Annotated in this window: 10 protein-coding genes; 5 read left to right on the top strand and 5 right to left on the bottom strand. The window is 34.6% G+C overall.

Annotated elements, in window-relative coordinates; all coding sequences use genetic code 11:
* Window positions 1-12 precede the first annotated feature (12 nt).
* From ACGLWY_RS01875 to ACGLWY_RS01865, 3 genes are all read right to left on the bottom strand, one after another.
* Window positions 13-636: a GNAT family N-acetyltransferase gene (locus tag ACGLWY_RS01875; RefSeq protein ID WP_396617975.1), complete on the bottom strand. Its 624-nt coding sequence runs from the start codon at window positions 634-636 to the stop codon at window positions 13-15.
* A gap of 102 nt (window positions 637-738) precedes the next feature.
* Window positions 739-1,119, bottom strand: coding sequence for a DoxX family membrane protein (locus ACGLWY_RS01870; RefSeq protein ID WP_396617974.1), 381 nt, complete (start codon window positions 1,117-1,119; stop codon window positions 739-741).
* A gap of 76 nt (window positions 1,120-1,195) precedes the next feature.
* On the bottom strand, window positions 1,196-7,591 hold the full coding sequence (locus ACGLWY_RS01865; protein WP_396617973.1) for a carboxypeptidase-like regulatory domain-containing protein: 6,396 nt from the start codon (window positions 7,589-7,591) through the stop codon (window positions 1,196-1,198).
* Between the two features lie 318 nt (window positions 7,592-7,909).
* Between ACGLWY_RS01865 and ACGLWY_RS01860 the strand changes: the two genes are divergently transcribed.
* The 3 genes from ACGLWY_RS01860 to ACGLWY_RS01850 all read left to right on the top strand — a co-directional run bounded on the left by ACGLWY_RS01860 (window position 7,910) and on the right by ACGLWY_RS01850 (window position 11,947).
* Window positions 7,910-8,863, top strand: coding sequence for a tetratricopeptide repeat protein (locus ACGLWY_RS01860; RefSeq protein WP_396617972.1), 954 nt, complete (start codon window positions 7,910-7,912; stop codon window positions 8,861-8,863).
* A gap of 200 nt (window positions 8,864-9,063) precedes the next feature.
* Entirely contained in the window at window positions 9,064-10,419 is a 1,356-nt protein-coding gene (murC, locus tag ACGLWY_RS01855; RefSeq protein ID WP_396617971.1) for a UDP-N-acetylmuramate--L-alanine ligase, read from the top strand.
* A 151-nt stretch (window positions 10,420-10,570) separates the two neighbouring features.
* Window positions 10,571-11,947, top strand: a complete 1,377-nt coding sequence (locus ACGLWY_RS01850) for a hypothetical protein (protein WP_396617970.1) — start codon at window positions 10,571-10,573, stop codon at window positions 11,945-11,947.
* 161 nt (window positions 11,948-12,108) lie between these two features.
* Here ACGLWY_RS01850 and ACGLWY_RS01845 read toward each other — a convergent pair whose 3' ends face one another.
* Entirely contained in the window at window positions 12,109-12,633 is a 525-nt protein-coding gene (locus ACGLWY_RS01845) for a hypothetical protein (RefSeq protein ID WP_396617969.1), read from the bottom strand.
* A gap of 288 nt (window positions 12,634-12,921) precedes the next feature.
* Between ACGLWY_RS01845 and ACGLWY_RS01840 the strand changes: the two genes are divergently transcribed.
* Window positions 12,922-13,449 carry an inorganic diphosphatase gene (locus ACGLWY_RS01840; RefSeq protein ID WP_396617968.1) on the top strand — a complete coding sequence of 176 codons (528 nt, stop codon included), beginning with the start codon at window positions 12,922-12,924 and terminating at the stop codon, window positions 13,447-13,449.
* 128 nt (window positions 13,450-13,577) lie between these two features.
* Complete coding sequence (locus ACGLWY_RS01835; RefSeq protein WP_396617967.1) at window positions 13,578-15,971, top strand: sodium-translocating pyrophosphatase; 2,394 nt, start codon at window positions 13,578-13,580, stop codon at window positions 15,969-15,971.
* 58 nt (window positions 15,972-16,029) lie between these two features.
* Here the strand turns inward: ACGLWY_RS01835 and ACGLWY_RS01830 are convergent, their stop codons facing one another.
* The gene (locus tag ACGLWY_RS01830; RefSeq protein ID WP_396617966.1) at window positions 16,030-16,869 is read right to left on the bottom strand and encodes a phosphatase PAP2 family protein; all 840 of its coding nucleotides are present in this window, start codon (window positions 16,867-16,869) and stop codon (window positions 16,030-16,032) included.
* Window positions 16,870-17,096: the final 227 nt, after the last annotated feature.

Raw genomic sequence — 17,096 nt, 5'->3', positions numbered from 1 at the left:
TAGCAATTAATACTATACGGTTTGTTGTGTAGGCTTTTTATTCAGTTTGTTTTTTAATTCAGATTTAATATTTTCATTCCACTCATTTTTAAGAATGCTTAATAAAATCCCGTCAGTTCTTCCAATTCCGTTAGTTGCTGGAAAAATTCCACGTAAGATTCCTTCTTTTTGACATCCGACACTTTGCATTGCAGCAATACTTATTTCGTTTTCGATATAGGCTCCAAGTCCAATTCTTTCAGCTCCCATTTTTTCAAATGCGAATTCGAATAGCAAGTATTTACAATGTTTATTTAGTCCAGTGCCCCTAAATTCTTTTCCGTACCAAGTATATCCTAACCGGATTGCTTTTAGACTAGGAACGATTTCACAATATCGAGTACTTCCAGCATATTGATTTTTAATTTTGTCATAAACCACAAAAGGATACTCCTTTTCTTCTTTTCTGTTGTCAATAGTTGATTGAATATATTTAGTCAGATTTTCAACGCCGTCTCCTTTTACGAAAGAGTATTTCCAAATATCAATTTCGTTTGCTATTTCGAGTAAATTTTCAACATGCTCAATTTTTAGAGGACTTAGTTTTACAAAATCGTCTTCTAAAATATAATTTTTCTTAAAGTTAAAATTTAGCATTTAGTTGGTCTTTTCAGTTTACACATATCTCAGTTTCTTCTTGTTTTCTCAAAGTAAAGCTAATCATAAAAAAAGAGGCTTTTAAGCCTCTTTAAGAAAAATTTATCCAGCGAGTAAATCTTTATATTTGTCTTTATAACCGTATAGTACGACGATATTTAAAATTAAAACAGCCAATGCAGGACCTATGCTTTCAGGATCTAAATTGATGTGGAAAAGAACAGCGTTTACAGAAACGCTCATTAAAATAAGAGCCATTAAAGCACCGTATTTATTCAAAATTAAAGCTAAACCGGCTAAAACTTCAACAATCCCAACCAAATGAGGGATTACTTTAGCTGACATTAAAGCGCCAAAATAAGCACCGGCCGCTTCAGACATTCCTTCTGGTGCGGGTAAAAAATTTAAAAACTTGTTAAGCCCAAAAACAAGGAGCAAAAGACCTAGAATAATTCTAATTACCATAAAAACTTTTGAATTCATAATGACACATTTTTAGTTAGTAAGTTGAAATATAATAAATTAAAATTAATTTTTTATTCATTTCATCGAAATTTACTTAATCAACTAATAAGCGAACACCTTCACTATGGCTACTAAATTCTGGCGCATACATGCTTTGAATCGTGGTGATACCATTACTCATATTACCGGCATTATTGACCCTTAAATCGTATTCAAATACAAAAATACCTTTGGGTAAATAATCGAAAAAGAAGTTTGTCGATGCATCTTTGGTACTTTCATAATACCCCAAGCCGTCTTGCCATTTGTATTGGGAAAGCACATTTACAGGTTCTAATCCAGCGGCGCGCATGTCTTTCATATGGACAAATTCCATAGGTCTATCACTTTGTAATTCAATACGAACTCTTACTAAATCACCAACTTTTAAATTTGTTTTTTCTGAGATTTCCGAAATTTGCTCGCCAGTATCCGTATTCTTTTTAAGGAATAATTTTTTCTTTAATTTAAGTGGTGTTTCAGCCGAAGTTATTTTATCTAAATCTTCAAAATATTGCCAGTATAAACTGCCCCAAGCGATACCTTCTCCTTTTTTGGTGAGGGTCACTTCAGCCATTTCCGGTTTAATTTCTGAAGCGTTCCAAGCCGTTTTATAATACCCGGTTCCAGCTTCAACTTTTACATTTTCAAGTTTAGAAGGCTCTATTTTTTGACCGCCTAAAACCACGTCGACTGCATCGGTCACCGATAACCAATCACTTCCTTGTAGCAACAAAGCATAAACAGCTTCGGTAGTTGCTTTGGTGGTTTTCCACTGATTGGTTTGTTTGTTTTTAAGTAACCAGATTTTTAAATTATCGATGGTTTTGGTGTCATTTTCAATTTCAGAAAATGCTTCAATTAATAAGGACTGTGTTTCAACGGGTGCTTGGTACCAATACCAAGAAGGGGTGTTTTCTTTCCAATACATGCCTAATTCTTCATTGGTAATGCTGGTTTCCTTTAATGATTTTAAAATTTTGGCAGACGTTGATTTGTCATTCAATCGTTCTGAAACCAATGCCATGAGTCCTTTTGAATACAGCGAACGACTTAACCAGTATTTTTGAATTTGTGTTTGGTAATATTTAATGATGTCTTCTACTTCTTTTGATTTTTTAATATCTGGAAAGAAGCTACGCATGTATAAATAATGCAATTGGGTGTAACTTAAATGGTCTTTGCTTAAATCGACTTTAGCATCATATTTTCTAATGTCTTTATATTCTTTTACAAATTCAGCATCTAAATAGTTGATGGCTTTTTCGATCATTTGATTATGCGATTTCTCATCACTCGTACCTCGTTCTGTCGAAATGACACCAAGTTTGTCCAAATGTCCAAAACCAATGATGATGTGTTGGGTGATGTAACGGTTTTCACGCCCGCCATTGAACCATGCCCAAGCGCCATTTGATAGTTGGTTGTTTTTAAGTTTACGAATGGCCGATTGCAATTCGTTATTCATTTTGTTTAAGTCGAATAACAAGGCAATACGTTTTTTCTGTTCCGTTTCGCTTTGAGCATCGCGTAGCCAAGGTGTTTCTTGAATAAGAATGGATTTTAATTCTTCATTCTTTTCAAGATTGCTTATAAGTGCGTCTTGAGATGCCCATTGATTAAAAACTTCCTGAATTCTTGGATTACTATTCGCAATATGACTTGCCAATGCATTAGCATAATAACGCGAGAATGTTTGTTCGTTGCATTCATACGGATATTCCATTAAATAAGGCAAGGCTTGAACGGCATACCAGGCAGGGTTGGAAGTGATTTCCAAGGTTAACTTATGGTTTTTAAGGGTTGTTGAGGTATTAGTTTTAAGCTTATCTAACGTGAATGTTCTGGTTTCGTTACTGCGAATCCACATAGGTAATGTTTCGGTAACTAACATGCGGTTACTTAAAACGGGAAGCGTATTTTGTTCGCCATCGCTAAAGGTTTCAGATTTCGCTATGATTTTGTATTGAACGGCATCAACATCATCAGGAATGGTTAAACTCCAAGAAACTTGTGTGTTGCCTTTGGCATTAACAGCAAATGATTTATTGTTTTCTGAATTACCAAGTTTGGAATCAATTTCTTTTCCTGTGATAGCATCTGTTAACATAAAAATAGCTTGACCGGAAAGTTGCTTATCCGTTAGATTGGCAATTTTTGTACTGATGCTTATTTGATCGCCTTGACGTAAAAAACGAGGGGTGTTTGGAATGACCATCAATTCCTTTTGTGTAACGGTTGTTAAGGTTTTGGTAGCATTTTCCAAGGTTTTCGTATGTGCCAATAATTGCAATTTCCATTGGGTTAATGCTTCTGGCGTGGTGAAACTAAAACTCACATGACCTTCTGCATCGGTTTGTAACTGCGGAAAGAAGAACGCTGTTTCTTGAAGGTTTTTACGAATTTGAACGGTGTCGAAGTTTTGGTTTTTATTTTCTTCAGGAACATCATAAAGCATTAAATTAGCCATTCCATTAACTACTTTTTTACCTGACTTAATCGTGACTTTTCCTTGAAGTGCCTGGTCGAATGAAACGGGTTGTGTTTCAAGAAGTTCATCACCCGATATAGATGATATAGCCCCCGTAAGGTCCTTCCTTTTTGTGCTACCATAACCCATAACAACGACTTCACTTAACTGGGCGCTGTCCTCAGCCAAAGAAATGCTTAAACTATTATTGCTGCCAATATTAATTTCTCGAGTTATAAAACCAATATAACTAAATTGTAATTTATCATTTTTATCAGCTTTAATTGAGAAGTTTCCATCAAAATCTGTAGTTGTTCCTGTTGAAGTTCCTTTTACCATAACATTTACTCCCGGTAAAGGCGTTCCACTTTCATCATAAACAGTTCCAGACACAAAACCTTTTTTTATGGAATCATCATGTTTTGATTCACTTTTTAACCTTAAAGATTTAATGTAATTATCATATTGCCACTTATTAAAATTAAAACTAAACCCGAACCAATTTAGTTCATCATAATATTGCTGAGGATAGCTTAAATTTGGACTCGGTTTATTATAAACCCTAAAGTTTTTAGTTCCAAAATTTTGGTATGCATTCCTACGGTTATAAGAGTTGTAAATAGGTTTGTCAATAGGATTAAATCTCCAAGCATGTGGTTTAAACTGGTCTAAAGACGCATCATACATACTTGCTAATAATTCCGCAGATACTTTATCGCCTTGAGGCCCTTTGATTTTAAAACTCCAAGTCTCATCGGTTCCCGGTTGTAATTTGTCTCTAAAAGTGGTGGTTTCAATATCTAAATCGGTTTTAGGATAAGGTACCAATATATCTAAACCGCCTGATTGAAAATTATTAAAAGCGGCGTAACTATAATTAACAACAAACCCACCAACATCTTCTTTTGTAACAGGAATTGAAATGGTTTGTTTGTTATTATTTAGTTGAATGATTTGGGTTTGAACAATTTTATGGTCTTTTTCAATATATACGGTGATTTTTAAATCTTCAGCAGCTGAAGCAAATGTTACCATAGCAGTTTCTCCGACTTTATAGGTTGGTATATTGCTTGTGATGCTAAATAGTTGATTGTCGGCTACGGTTTTATCATGATCACTATACAGCATGGTTTTTATTTCATCTTTAACCAATTGACCAAACTTGTCTTTGCTTTCCAAAGTAATGATGTATTGCCCTGAGTCCCATTTCTTAATGTTTCCTAAAGGAAGTTCTTTGGATGTTTTAGTATCAAAGGATTTTTTAAAAACCAAATCGCCTTTTTTCCAATTGCTGCTATTAGCTTCATTGGTATAGGCATCATGTGGGAATAGATTTTTAAAGGCTTCTTCTGAAAACTCTTGGTAGTCGGGTGCTGCCCAAGGCCTGGTTCTTAAAACAGACTTCGGTGCTTGTAATTTATATATTTTAATAGTACCCGTTGCTGGCACGAATTCGCCATTAAGGTTTTTGGTGTCTATATCTATTTTTTGGTCTTTTTGGTTTTTATCCAGTTTGTCAGCAATAGTCATAGTTGCCAACAATGCGTGATATCCCACATTGACAATCGTCGTAGCACTTCGGGTTTCACCATTTAAATCGGTCACATCTGCCGTAATTTCATAATTGAAAATGGGTAAACTGCTTTTGTCAACACTTTGGTCGGGGATGGCTTTAAAAATGATCTCAAATTCGCCTTTCTCATTGGTGGTGCTTTTGCCATGGGTGATTTCTTGTGGTTCGCTGTTAAACCAAGGACGACTCCAAAAATACCAACGCGGATATTCCACTTTTCGATGTACCCGATATACGACTTTAGCATCGGTAATATTGCTTCCTGCATACGCCAAAGCCGTGCCTTTAACGGTTATGGAATCGTTGACTTTAAAGGTTTCGGTAACGGGAGTGAATTTGGTTTCGAACTTCGGACGTTTGTATTCTTCAACAGAGAAATAATGTTCTAAATAAAAATCTTCTTCATCACCATCAAATTCAATATGGTATTCACCTGTTAATCCAGAGCTTGGTAAAATGAATTCCCCTGAAACAGAACCGAATTCATTGGTTTTAAACTCAAGTTCTTTTATTTCATCATCATTGACATCATATAGGGTAGCATAAACAGGTTCGTTTGCGACGACTTCAGACTTCCGATTTTTGGTTTTCATAGCAATGGCTTTAAAATAAACGGTTTGTCCTGGGCGGTAAATGCTTCTGTCGGTAAATAAAAAGGCTTTGTATTCGGTTTCTTCTTTTTCGGTTTTATATTTAGGGGTAACATAATAATCGCCAAAATAAGCGATGTCATTGCCGTATTTAACTTTTACTGAGAGGTTTCTGTAGCGGTCTTTGGTTTTCTCAATGTTGATTTCGCCCAAATTATTTGTAGACAGGTTTTCATATTGAATGTTTCGGTTATTGTTTTCTGTATAACTTAATTCAACGGATGCATTATTTATAGGCTTTCCATTGTTTCTATCAATAACTTGAAAGGTTTTATGAGCTTGGGTTTCTGTTTCAACCAAAGCTAAATTGGTGACTTGAATGGTGCTAAACGCCAAGGTTTCATCATCATTTTTTGTTGAAGCAAAAATTAAATACGTACCATTATTAAGTTTGGGTACAGCAACTTCGGTGGTATGATTTTGATAGTCATTCTCGTTTCGAAGTTTAGTTTCCCATTGGTTGTTAACATCCAGTTTTTTTATAAAAGCCAGTTGCTCTTCCTTTTGGTAGGTTTTATTGAATTTTTCTAATTGGTTTCGTGTTAGTTTGAATATTTTAAATCCAAGCGTGTCTAAATTTTTATAGCTTACTAATAATCGACTGTGATGTTGAATAGGCAAGTAGCTTTCGGTAGTAATTTGCAGTGTTTGCTGAAGTATTTGTTGTTTTAAAATAGCGCATTTTTCCGCGGCTTTACTTTTTGGGAATTTTAGAATGACTGCATTACAAATATCTAAAGCTTCTTTGGCTTTCCATCGGTTTTCTTCTTTAGTTGCTGGTTGATATTGGTTGCTTTGTTCATAGAAAATAGTGGCGATTTCAAAATCATATAACCCAGAAACTTCATGCTCTTTGAGTTTATCAGTTTCAGATTTTAAAGCTTTTAACAATAAGGATTCCTTATCGCTAAAAGTGCCATATTGATTAACAAATTTTAAACGTTCAATATTCACATCCGCCAAAGCAAAAGGTTCTTTGTCCTTTAAATGAAATTGAATGACGTCTTGATAAATTTTTAAAGCATGCAATTGTAAAGACGTGGAATCTTTAGATTTTAATTCTATGTTAGCAAACGTGAAAGCATCCCCTAGGAATTTTGGATCATCAATTTCAAATTTATAAGCAGGTTTGGTAATATGGGTTTCGTTGGTTTTATAAAAATCCAAGGCTTCATGATTTAAAAAATCGAACAGCGTAGGTCTGTAAATTTTTGAGTCCTTTTGAATATTTAAAATAGCATCGTACTTTCCTAAAGGCTCCAATTGAAGCATTAATCCGTTTTGTAATGCGTTTTGGTAATGCAAATGGATTTCGTCGAACAAGGTTTGTAAATCCCAAGTTCTAAAGTCAACAGGGTCGACCTTGCTTTCTGTATTTGTTCTATTATAAAATTGCCATCTGTTTTGGTTAAAATATTGCCAATACAAATTTGCCAAAATACTTTCAAGGATGTTTTTTGTTGGGAACGCGCTAAGCTCGATTTGTTTCTTAAAATCGTTTATAATTTTTAACTGGGCATCTTCTTCCAAAACCAAGGCAAATTTGCTTTTAAAAAGCATGGTTTTTATAAGTTGCGGCTGGTTTTTATCTTTAGTTGCCAATGTGGAAATTTGGTTTACAACGTTTAAAGCCGATTTTGGCAAGCCTTCAATTTCATGCTGTTCAACGGTTTTCCAAAGGGTGTCGTAATCTGGATTTTGACTGTAGCCCAAGCTTGAAAGCAAAAGAATTGTTAAAAAAATTATAGGGTGTTTCATTTGTATATGTTTATTGTTTTAATTTGGTCAAATGGAACACCCTAAATAATCGCCCTCGTGTGTGCGAATGCCATTTTCATGGATGTTTCATTTCATTAAATTTGTTACTAAATTACTTTCAAAAGTCATTCCGAAAAAACAACAAATGAGTAAATAGTTAATTTGACTGAGTGAAGTTAGCTATTTTTAGTTAAAAGACGTTTTGATATTTGATAACAAATCATGTTATGAAACATTCATAATTAAATTTTTGTTACACAGTGATAATAGTTATATGAATGTTGCATCTGACCGATGAAAAATTATATGCTTGAACCGATGAAAAAATTTATTTACCTACTACTTTTTCCGATAGTATCATTTAGTCAAACCCCGTTAGACAGTATCGATTATTTTTTTAGGCAAAAGCAATTTGAAAAAGCTGAAATACAATTAACAGCATATCTAAAAAAACAACCGAACAGTCTAAAAGCTATTGAGTTATTAGGCGACACTTATGGGCATCAAGAAAAATGGGATGAATCCATAGCAAGCTACAAACAACTCGTAGATGCCAATCAGAAAAGTGCCGAGTATCATTATAAATATGGTGGTGCTTTGGGTATGAAAGCATTAGCGGTTAGCAAACTAACAGCGTTGGGTATGGTAGGCGATATTGAAGCAGCGTTTCTTAAAGCCGCAGAATTGGATCCCAAACACATTAACGTACGCTGGGCATTGGTTGAATATTACACGAAATTACCGGGTATTTTAGGAGGAAGCATAAATAAGTCGTTAAAATATGCTTATCAGCTAGAGCAACTCTCAAAAGTAGATGGCTATTTAGCAAAAGGCTATATTTATGAATATGATAATGAACCGGAACTTGCCGAAAAGTATTATAAACTGGCCATAAACCAAGGTGGTTCTTTATGGTGTTACGATAAGTTGACGACCTTTTATGAAAAACAAAAGCAACCTGAAAAAGCCTTAGCGAATTTAGAAGTAGCTAAAGAAAAGCACAAACGTAATGCGCTGGATTACCAAATGGGCAAAATAGCTGCAGAATATAACATTGAGTTGCAAAAAGGCGTACAGTGTTTACAAACCTATCTTAAAAATTATTCGCCAGAAGATGGTGTTCCGAAAGCTTGGGCGCACTATAGGCTGTCCCAAATTTACGCCCATAAAAAGAATAAAGAAGCCGCTTTAAAGTATATTGATTTAGCACTAGCCGAATCGCCAAAAACCAAGTCGTTTAAAGACGAGAGGCAAAAGATATTGAGGCTGTAGTTGGTCTCAGTCGCAGTTTGCAGTCGCAGTTTGCAGTTTCAGTTTTCAGTCTCGGTTTTCAGTTGGAGTCCCAGTTAGCTTGTACCTCTGAAACTTTGCATCTTTGCATCTTTGCAACTTTGAGCCTTTGAAACTTTGCATCTCAGAACCTTTGAAACTACCTAACAAAAAAGTATATTTGGTGCATTCAAAACAACTCCATGAACGTACATTTTATAGCAATTGGTGGCTCTGCAATGCATAATTTAGCCCTAGCACTTCACAATAAAGGATATCAAGTAACAGGTAGCGATGACGAAATTTTCGAGCCTTCAAAATCCCGATTACAAGCAAAAGGGTTATTGCCAGAAACTTACGGTTGGTTTCCGGAAAAAATTAATACAGCCATCGATGCGGTTGTTTTAGGCATGCATGCTAAAGCAGATAATCCTGAACTGCTAAAAGCCCAAGAATTGGGTTTGAAAATATACAGTTACCCAGAGTTTTTGTACGAACAATCAAAACACAAAACCCGAGTGGTTATTGGAGGAAGTCATGGAAAAACCACTATAACCTCTATGATTTTACATGTGATGCATTACCACAATCGTGATGTCGATTATATGGTGGGCGCACAATTAGAAGGTTTTGATGTGATGGTAAAACTCACCGAAACAAACGATTTTATAGTGCTTGAAGGTGATGAATATTTAAGTTCACCTATTGATAGACGCCCAAAGTTCCATTTATACAAACCTAATATTGCCCTGTTAAGCGGTATTGCTTGGGACCATATAAATGTATTTCCCACCTATGATAATTATGTAGAGCAGTTTCGCGTTTTTGTGGATTCTATTGTTAGCGGGGGAAGCATAACCTATAATGAAGAAGACCCAGAAGTGAAACAGGTTGTGGAAGCGTCTAATAATACCATTCGTAAATTACCATACCAAACACCGGAATACAGCGTAGAAAACGGACAAACATTATTAGAAACTCCAGAAGGGTCTTTACCCATTGAAGTTTTTGGGAAACACAACCTAAACAATTTGGCAGGAGCTAAATGGATTTGCCAACACATGGGCATTGATGAAGACGATTTTTATGAAGCCATCGCCACCTTTAAAGGTGCAAGCAAACGTCTTGAAAAAATTGCAGAAAGTAAAACCAGTGTGACCTATAAAGATTTTGCGCATTCACCAAGTAAAGTGGAAGCCACTACCAAAGCCGTAAAAGAACAATATGCCAACAGAACTTTAGTGGCCTGTTTAGAATTACATACCTATAGCAGTTTAAATGCCGAATTTTTAAAAGAATACAAAGGCGCGTTAGATGCTGCCGATGTTGCCGTGGTGTTTTACTCGCCACATGCGGTAGAAATTAAAAAGCTTAAAGAAGTCACCCACGAGCAAATAGCTACAGCCTTTGAACGCGACGATTTAATTATTTACACCAACCCAGACGATTTTAAAAATTTCCTGTTCTCGCAAAATTTTGATAATAAAGCATTGCTTTTAATGAGTTCTGGAAATTATGGCGGATTGGATTTTAATGCCGTAAAAGAGTTGATTGGGTAAGCCATTCCTGCGAAGGCAGGAATCCCATTTCAGATAGTAAATTATATAGTTACTATTTTCTTAGTTGTAGCTGGGCTAGATCTTTTTTGTTTTATAATTAGCTTGTAACTTTTAACAAATAATTTATACTCATATTTTATATGTGATAATAATGAAATTAAAAAGACGTTTTTATGATTCTTCAGTAAACTTTAGAAATATATCTTCTGAACGTCTTGTTTTAAGTCTTGCCATTGGTTTAGCTTCTGCATATGCAATTTATTCTTTTTTTTATGTTTTAAGAGAGTCTTTTAGAATATTATCTTTTGACTCTAGCATTTTTCCGAATATTTTAAGTGAATTAGATAGGAATTTTTACAATCTATTCTTTGCAGGTTTATCACTGATTTTTGCAAACTCAATCGTTCTTAATTTAATTATGAGTAAACCTCAAAATATAGTATCGAGGTTTAATCCTAAAAGGAGAAGGATATTAAATGAACAGATTTTTTTAAGTTTCAATTTTTCGTATTGGTTTACAAAAATAGGATTGGTTTTTGGAGCTTTTTCAATGTGTTGTATGGATTTTGACTTTTTGCCATACTTTACGCCATTATCTTTTTTATTGCTATTTACACTGTATTTGGAGTCATGGAAAACTTTGAGTATGATTTTTAAAAAGAATCGATTTAAATTTCAACTACTCCATTTCATTGTATTATTACTACTCACTTTTGGTTTAAGTAGATTGGATATTATTGATTACAAATCCATAGATGAGTTAGCATTAAAGTATAATCCTATTATTGATTTGCCGCATTCAAATTTTTCCAATGATAAATGGAAAGGGTATGATTATGAAATAAGTCTTAAACTTAAAATGGGCGAGAATGAAGATTTAGAGATTTTTACCGAGAACAAAGAGAGAATTAATTTAAAAGATATTGCTTCTTTTATTAATAAAAAAAGAACATCTGTTAGGGAAGAATTGATGCCATTTTTAACAGTACGTATTTCTGCTAACAAGGATATGTATCTCAAGTATATAAAAATGGTAGAAGCAGAATTATATATGTTAAATATACAAAGGGTTATTTATAATGTTCATAATGATGATTTATTATCCGCTAGATATGAATATAAAGGAATTAATAAATCTGTTTTAGAATATAAGGAAGGAAAAGAAGGGCCGTTATTCCCTGAACCGCTAACTGAACCAGACAATATTTCATTTGTCGATACTTTGAAAGTTTCTGTCAATAATCAAATAAAAGTTAATGGATTTGTTATTCCAAATGATATGTTAGTTCGATATTTTAAAAACCACATTAGCAAAGAAACTCTTTTTTTATACATTTTTGAAATGGATACTAATTATCAAGATTATATAACAGTTTTAGCTTCTCATTTTACTGCAGCTAGTGAATTAAGAAAACATGAACAAACTATTTTTAGAGACTACGAATGGCAATATGATAAGCCGTATAAAGAAGAACAATATAAATTAAAAGAGAAGTACCCAGTAATTATTTTGGAAAAACTCAATTGAAAATAATGCCGTTAAGGGAGTGATTGAGTAAGCCATTCCTGCGAAGGCAGGAATCCAGTTTCAGACAGTAAAGTTTTAATTTTGTTATAGTTACTGTTTTCTTAGTTGTGTTTTGTGTTAAATTAGAGTTTGAGTTTTTTAAATCTTATCAGCAAAAGTGTTTAGTTGCAATTTTCTGCTTGATTATATTCTTCTTCAGTAAAATGATATTTGAATTCGTAATATCTTTCAGATAATTTCCTATATTCATAATTTTGAATTCCTAATGGACCTTCTCCCTGTCCAGCTTTTATGCCAGAGTTTAAAAAATCACATTTTGACTCACCATATTTTATAATGCTCACTTCATTAAATGGATATGGTGGCACATAACCAGTTTCGTTTATGTTTTTAGAACCATCACTTTCAAAGAATATTTTTAAGGAGTCATTTGGATTAATCGTTTCAGAAGATTCTAGATGGATAACATAATTGGTGTCATTATAGTAAACAAAATCCGCTTTCACAACATAATCTATATCACTGGCACAAGCACTTGCTAAAAAAAATAAAATTGAGCTAATCCCAATAATTGAATAATGCATCCAAGTTGTTTTCTGTATCATTTTCATAACTATTTTTAAGGTTGTTTTTCTTGTAGTTTGTTTTCTGTTAATGCCTAGTTTTACATTTTTTATAACTATCATGATATAAAATCGTTTTAATGTTTTATAGCAGACGCCAAACGAAGATAGTTAAAAATCTTACATAATATTTTTTTCTTTCACAAAAACATTAAATAACCTACAAACACTTGCCAAAACCCAAGTGGCTTCAAAAACTAAAATATGTAATAGATATAAACCATCAAATATAAAGCAGTTATAAAAGTTTGGTAAAACAGCACAATTATTAACTTAAAAACAACCTGTTTTTTTATTGCTTAACGCCAAGGTGTTCAGTATATTTGTGCCTTTAAAAAAGAAAATAAAAATATGAGTGAGAAAACCCCATTAACTTTTGACGTGTTAATCGAAATACCAAAAGGAAGTAGAAATAAATACGAATATGATTTCACATTACATAAAATCCGTTTCGACCGTACCTTGTTTTCATCTATGATGTATCCTGGCGATTATGGTTTTATTCCTGAAACTTTAGCTTTAGATAAAGATCCGCTGGATGTACTTGTATTAGGTATCGAGCCAACTTTCCCAATGGTAGTAATGGAAGTAAAACCTATAGGTGTTTTTTATATGACAGATGAAAAAGGCCCAGACGAGAAAATAATTTGTGTACCAGTTTCAGACCCTGTATGGAGCAATAGAGAAGATATTTCTGAATTAAACCCACACCGTCTTAAAGAAATTGAACACTTTTTTCAAGTTTATAAAGATTTGGAAGAAAAGAAAGTTGATGTTGGTGGCTGGGGAAATGCAGAGGAAGCTGTTAAGATTTACCATGAGTGTGTAAAGAGATATGATGAAAGCGACCATAAGAAAAAACGAACGTTTACTATATAATTGAGGTATTCTTAAAATATTAAAAAATAAATGAACCATCTTTAGCTAAAGGTGGTTTTTTTTATCACTTATATTTTACTATTTTTAGCTCCGTTAAAAAATATTTAATTATAACTAACTAAACTTATATGGAATTAATAGTGAAATTTTTGCCACTTTTCGGGGTTTTGGCATTGGCATTTGTATTTATTAAAAGTGCTTGGGTAACGAAGCAAGATCAGGGTAATGAACGCATGATAAGGATTGCTAAAAGCATTGCCGATGGTGCCATGTCTTTTCTTAAAGCAGAATATAAAATTTTAGCAATTTTTGTGGTTGCAGTTGCCATTTTATTGTTTTTCAAAGGGAGTAATGAAATAGGCTCTAATGGCATGGTTGCCGTCTCTTTTGTTGTGGGCGCTATTTGTTCCGCTTTGGCAGGTTTTATTGGTATGAAAGTAGCAACTAAAGCCAATGTAAGAACCACTCAAGCAGCAAGAACGTCATTAGGTAAAGCCTTGGAAGTAGCGTTTGCTGGAGGTGCTGTTATGGGCTTAGGAGTTGTTGGCTTGGGGGTTTTAGGATTAAGCGGTCTGTTTGCTATTTATCAAGAAGTATGGCCAGGTGCTGAAAACTTATCTATGGTACTTAATGTGCTTTCAGGATTCTCATTAGGAGCATCATCCATTGCATTATTTGCTCGTGTAGGTGGTGGTATATATACAAAAGCTGCCGATGTGGGAGCCGATTTAGTTGGTAAGGTTGAAGCAGGTATTCCTGAAGATCATCCGTTAAATCCAGCAACCATTGCAGATAACGTTGGTGATAATGTTGGAGACGTTGCCGGAATGGGAGCCGATTTATTCGAATCGTATGTGGGTTCTATTATAGGAACCATGGTTTTAGGTGCGTTTGTTACATCAGCGATACCTAGCTTTAATTTAGGTGCTGTTTATTTGCCATTGGTATTAGCTGCGGTTGGTATTATTATGTCTATTATAGGAACATTTTTCGTAAAGGTTAAAGACGGAGGAAATCCGCAAACGGCCTTAAATATAGGTGAATTTGGTTCGGCCGGATTAATGGTTATAGCATCCTATTTTATTATTGATGCCTTAATTCCTGAAACATGGGTTTATAGCGGCGTTGAGTACACATCATTAGGTGTTTTTTTAGCGACCCTAGCAGGTCTACTTGCTGGTCTAGCTGTTGGTAAGATAACCGAATATTATACAGGTACAGGAACAAAACCAGTAAGTTCTATTGTTAAACAATCTGAAACGGGGGCTGCTACAAACATTATCGCTGGTTTAGGTGTTGGTATGATGTCAACGATGTTCCCTATATTATTCATTGCTGCTGCTATTTTGATTTCTCATCATTTTGCAGGATTATACGGAATTGCCATTGCAGCGGTTGGTATGTTGGCAAATACAGGAATACAATTGGCTGTAGATGCTTACGGACCCATTTCTGATAATGCTGGTGGTATAGCTGAAATGGCTGAATTACCAAAAGAAGTTAGGGAGCGTACCGATAAATTAGATGCCGTTGGTAATACAACTGCTGCTATTGGTAAAGGATTTGCTATTGCTTCGGCTGCTTTAACAGCGTTGGCTTTGTTTTCTGCGTTTATGAAAGTGGCAAACGTTAGTTCCATCGATGTATCTAAACCAGATATTATGGCAGGATTATTAATAGGAGGGATGTTACCATTTGTGTTCTCTGCATTATCTATGAATGCAGTGGGTAGGGCAGCCATGGCTATGATTGAAGAAGTGCGTCGACAGTTTAGGGACATTCCACAATTGAAAGCGGCATTAGGAGTGATGCGTAAATATGATTCAGATATGAGTAAAGCAACTGCTGAGGATCGTGCTATTTTTGACGCTGCCGATGGTTATGCTGAATATGAGAAATGTGTTGCTATTTCAACAAAAGCATCTATTAAAGAAATGGTATTGCCTGGATTGTTAGCCATTGCAGTACCTGTAGTTGTAGGGTTTGGTGGTAAATTATTTGGAATTGGTGGTGCTGAAATGTTAGGAGGTTTATTAGCAGGAGTTACCACATGTGGGGTATTAATGGCTATTTTTCAATCGAATGCAGGTGGCGCTTGGGATAATGCCAAGAAAATGATAGAAGCCGACGGACGTAAAGGTACCGATGCACATAAAGCAGCCGTAGTTGGAGATACTGTTGGAGATCCGTTTAAAGATACTTCTGGACCTTCATTAAATATCCTATTAAAATTAATGTCGGTTGTAGCCTTGGTAATTGCTCCAAGTATTGCATTGTCATCGGACGTTGTAACAGCTTATGTTTCTGAAAACGCACCAGAGAAAGTTGAAATCACCAAAGAAGTGAAAGTAGCTATGCATAATAATGATGATGGTACTGTTAAAGCAGTAGTGACCACTGTAACTACCAATAACGGTGAAAAGTCTACAAGTTATGAAACCTTTCAAGGTGGAGAGACTGAAGTAAAAGCAAGTATTGCAGCTTTAAATGACAAAGAAATTGAAGAAGACGTTGTAAATTAAGTTTATAGCTTTTAATTATAAAAAAGAAACCACGCAATTAGCGTGGTTTCTTTTTTATTTAGAATGTACCGACAAAGCCTAAAGTACCATAGCCAGCTTTCAGTTGCCAGCTTATATGTTTTGGTTTTGAATAGTTGTAGGCGTTTTTCTTCTTCATAAAATTATCCACACCATCAACTACCACAATACTTACAGCTATGCCAAGCCCTACATCACTCAGCCAATGGGCGTCTGCCCATAATCTAGAAATAGGAGCAATGGATCCAACGGTGTAAATACTAGCCTTTGCCCAAAAATTATCAAACTGCTTAGCAATAGCATGTGCCATTGAAAATGACAAAATAGCGTGACCTGATGGGAATGAATGATACCCTGCCGTGCCTTCAAAAGGTTTAAATTCGTCTCGGTTACCAGACTTTGGTCGGGCGCGTCCAACAGCGGTTTTAGAAATGGATTGAATAATACCCGATGTCGCTGCCGATGCAATTATTAATACACCTGTATGGCGTACTTTTTCGTTATCGGTTATAAGTCCGAAGCCATAAACCCCAGCCGAAATCATAAAGAAGTTTTGTGGACTTCCAAAGTACCAACCGAACTCTTTTAAAACCTGTGGCACTTCGCTTTGATGGTTTTGGAAAAAAGTCTGTGCATCATTATCTGCGAAATAAAGAATTCCAGTGCCAGCAACTACGCCGCCTGCAGTGATAAAATCATCTTTTTGCCATCGTAAAGGTTGTGTAAATCCATTACCGATGCTTTGTAAGGTGAATTTCCCATCATTGACAAGTTGCTTCCAAATTCTATTTTTTGTTGCCGTTGTGTCTTCTTGGGAAAAACTATTAATTGAAAATAAAATATAAGCAGATAGAGCTATTAAGGTTTTAAAATTCAGCATGTAATATAAATATCAAGTTTATTCTAAAACCTTTTAAAACAATCATTAATTTTGGTGTCTATAGCATTAATTTCTAATTTATATTTAATGTTTCCAAACATAAGATGTGTTGATTTTCGAAATTTCAAATGTTAAATTAAACTATTTTTTAATATTTAAGATTAAAAGTGTTTATATTTATTAAATTGTAAGTAATTTGGCGCAACCTTTTACAGTATTTAACATCT

The sequence above is a fragment of the Mariniflexile sp. HMF6888 genome (assembly GCF_044335535.1).
Lineage (GTDB): Bacteria > Bacteroidota > Bacteroidia > Flavobacteriales > Flavobacteriaceae > Mariniflexile.
Note: the sequence above shows the minus strand (reverse complement) of the source record. Positions and strands in the feature narration are given on the sequence as shown.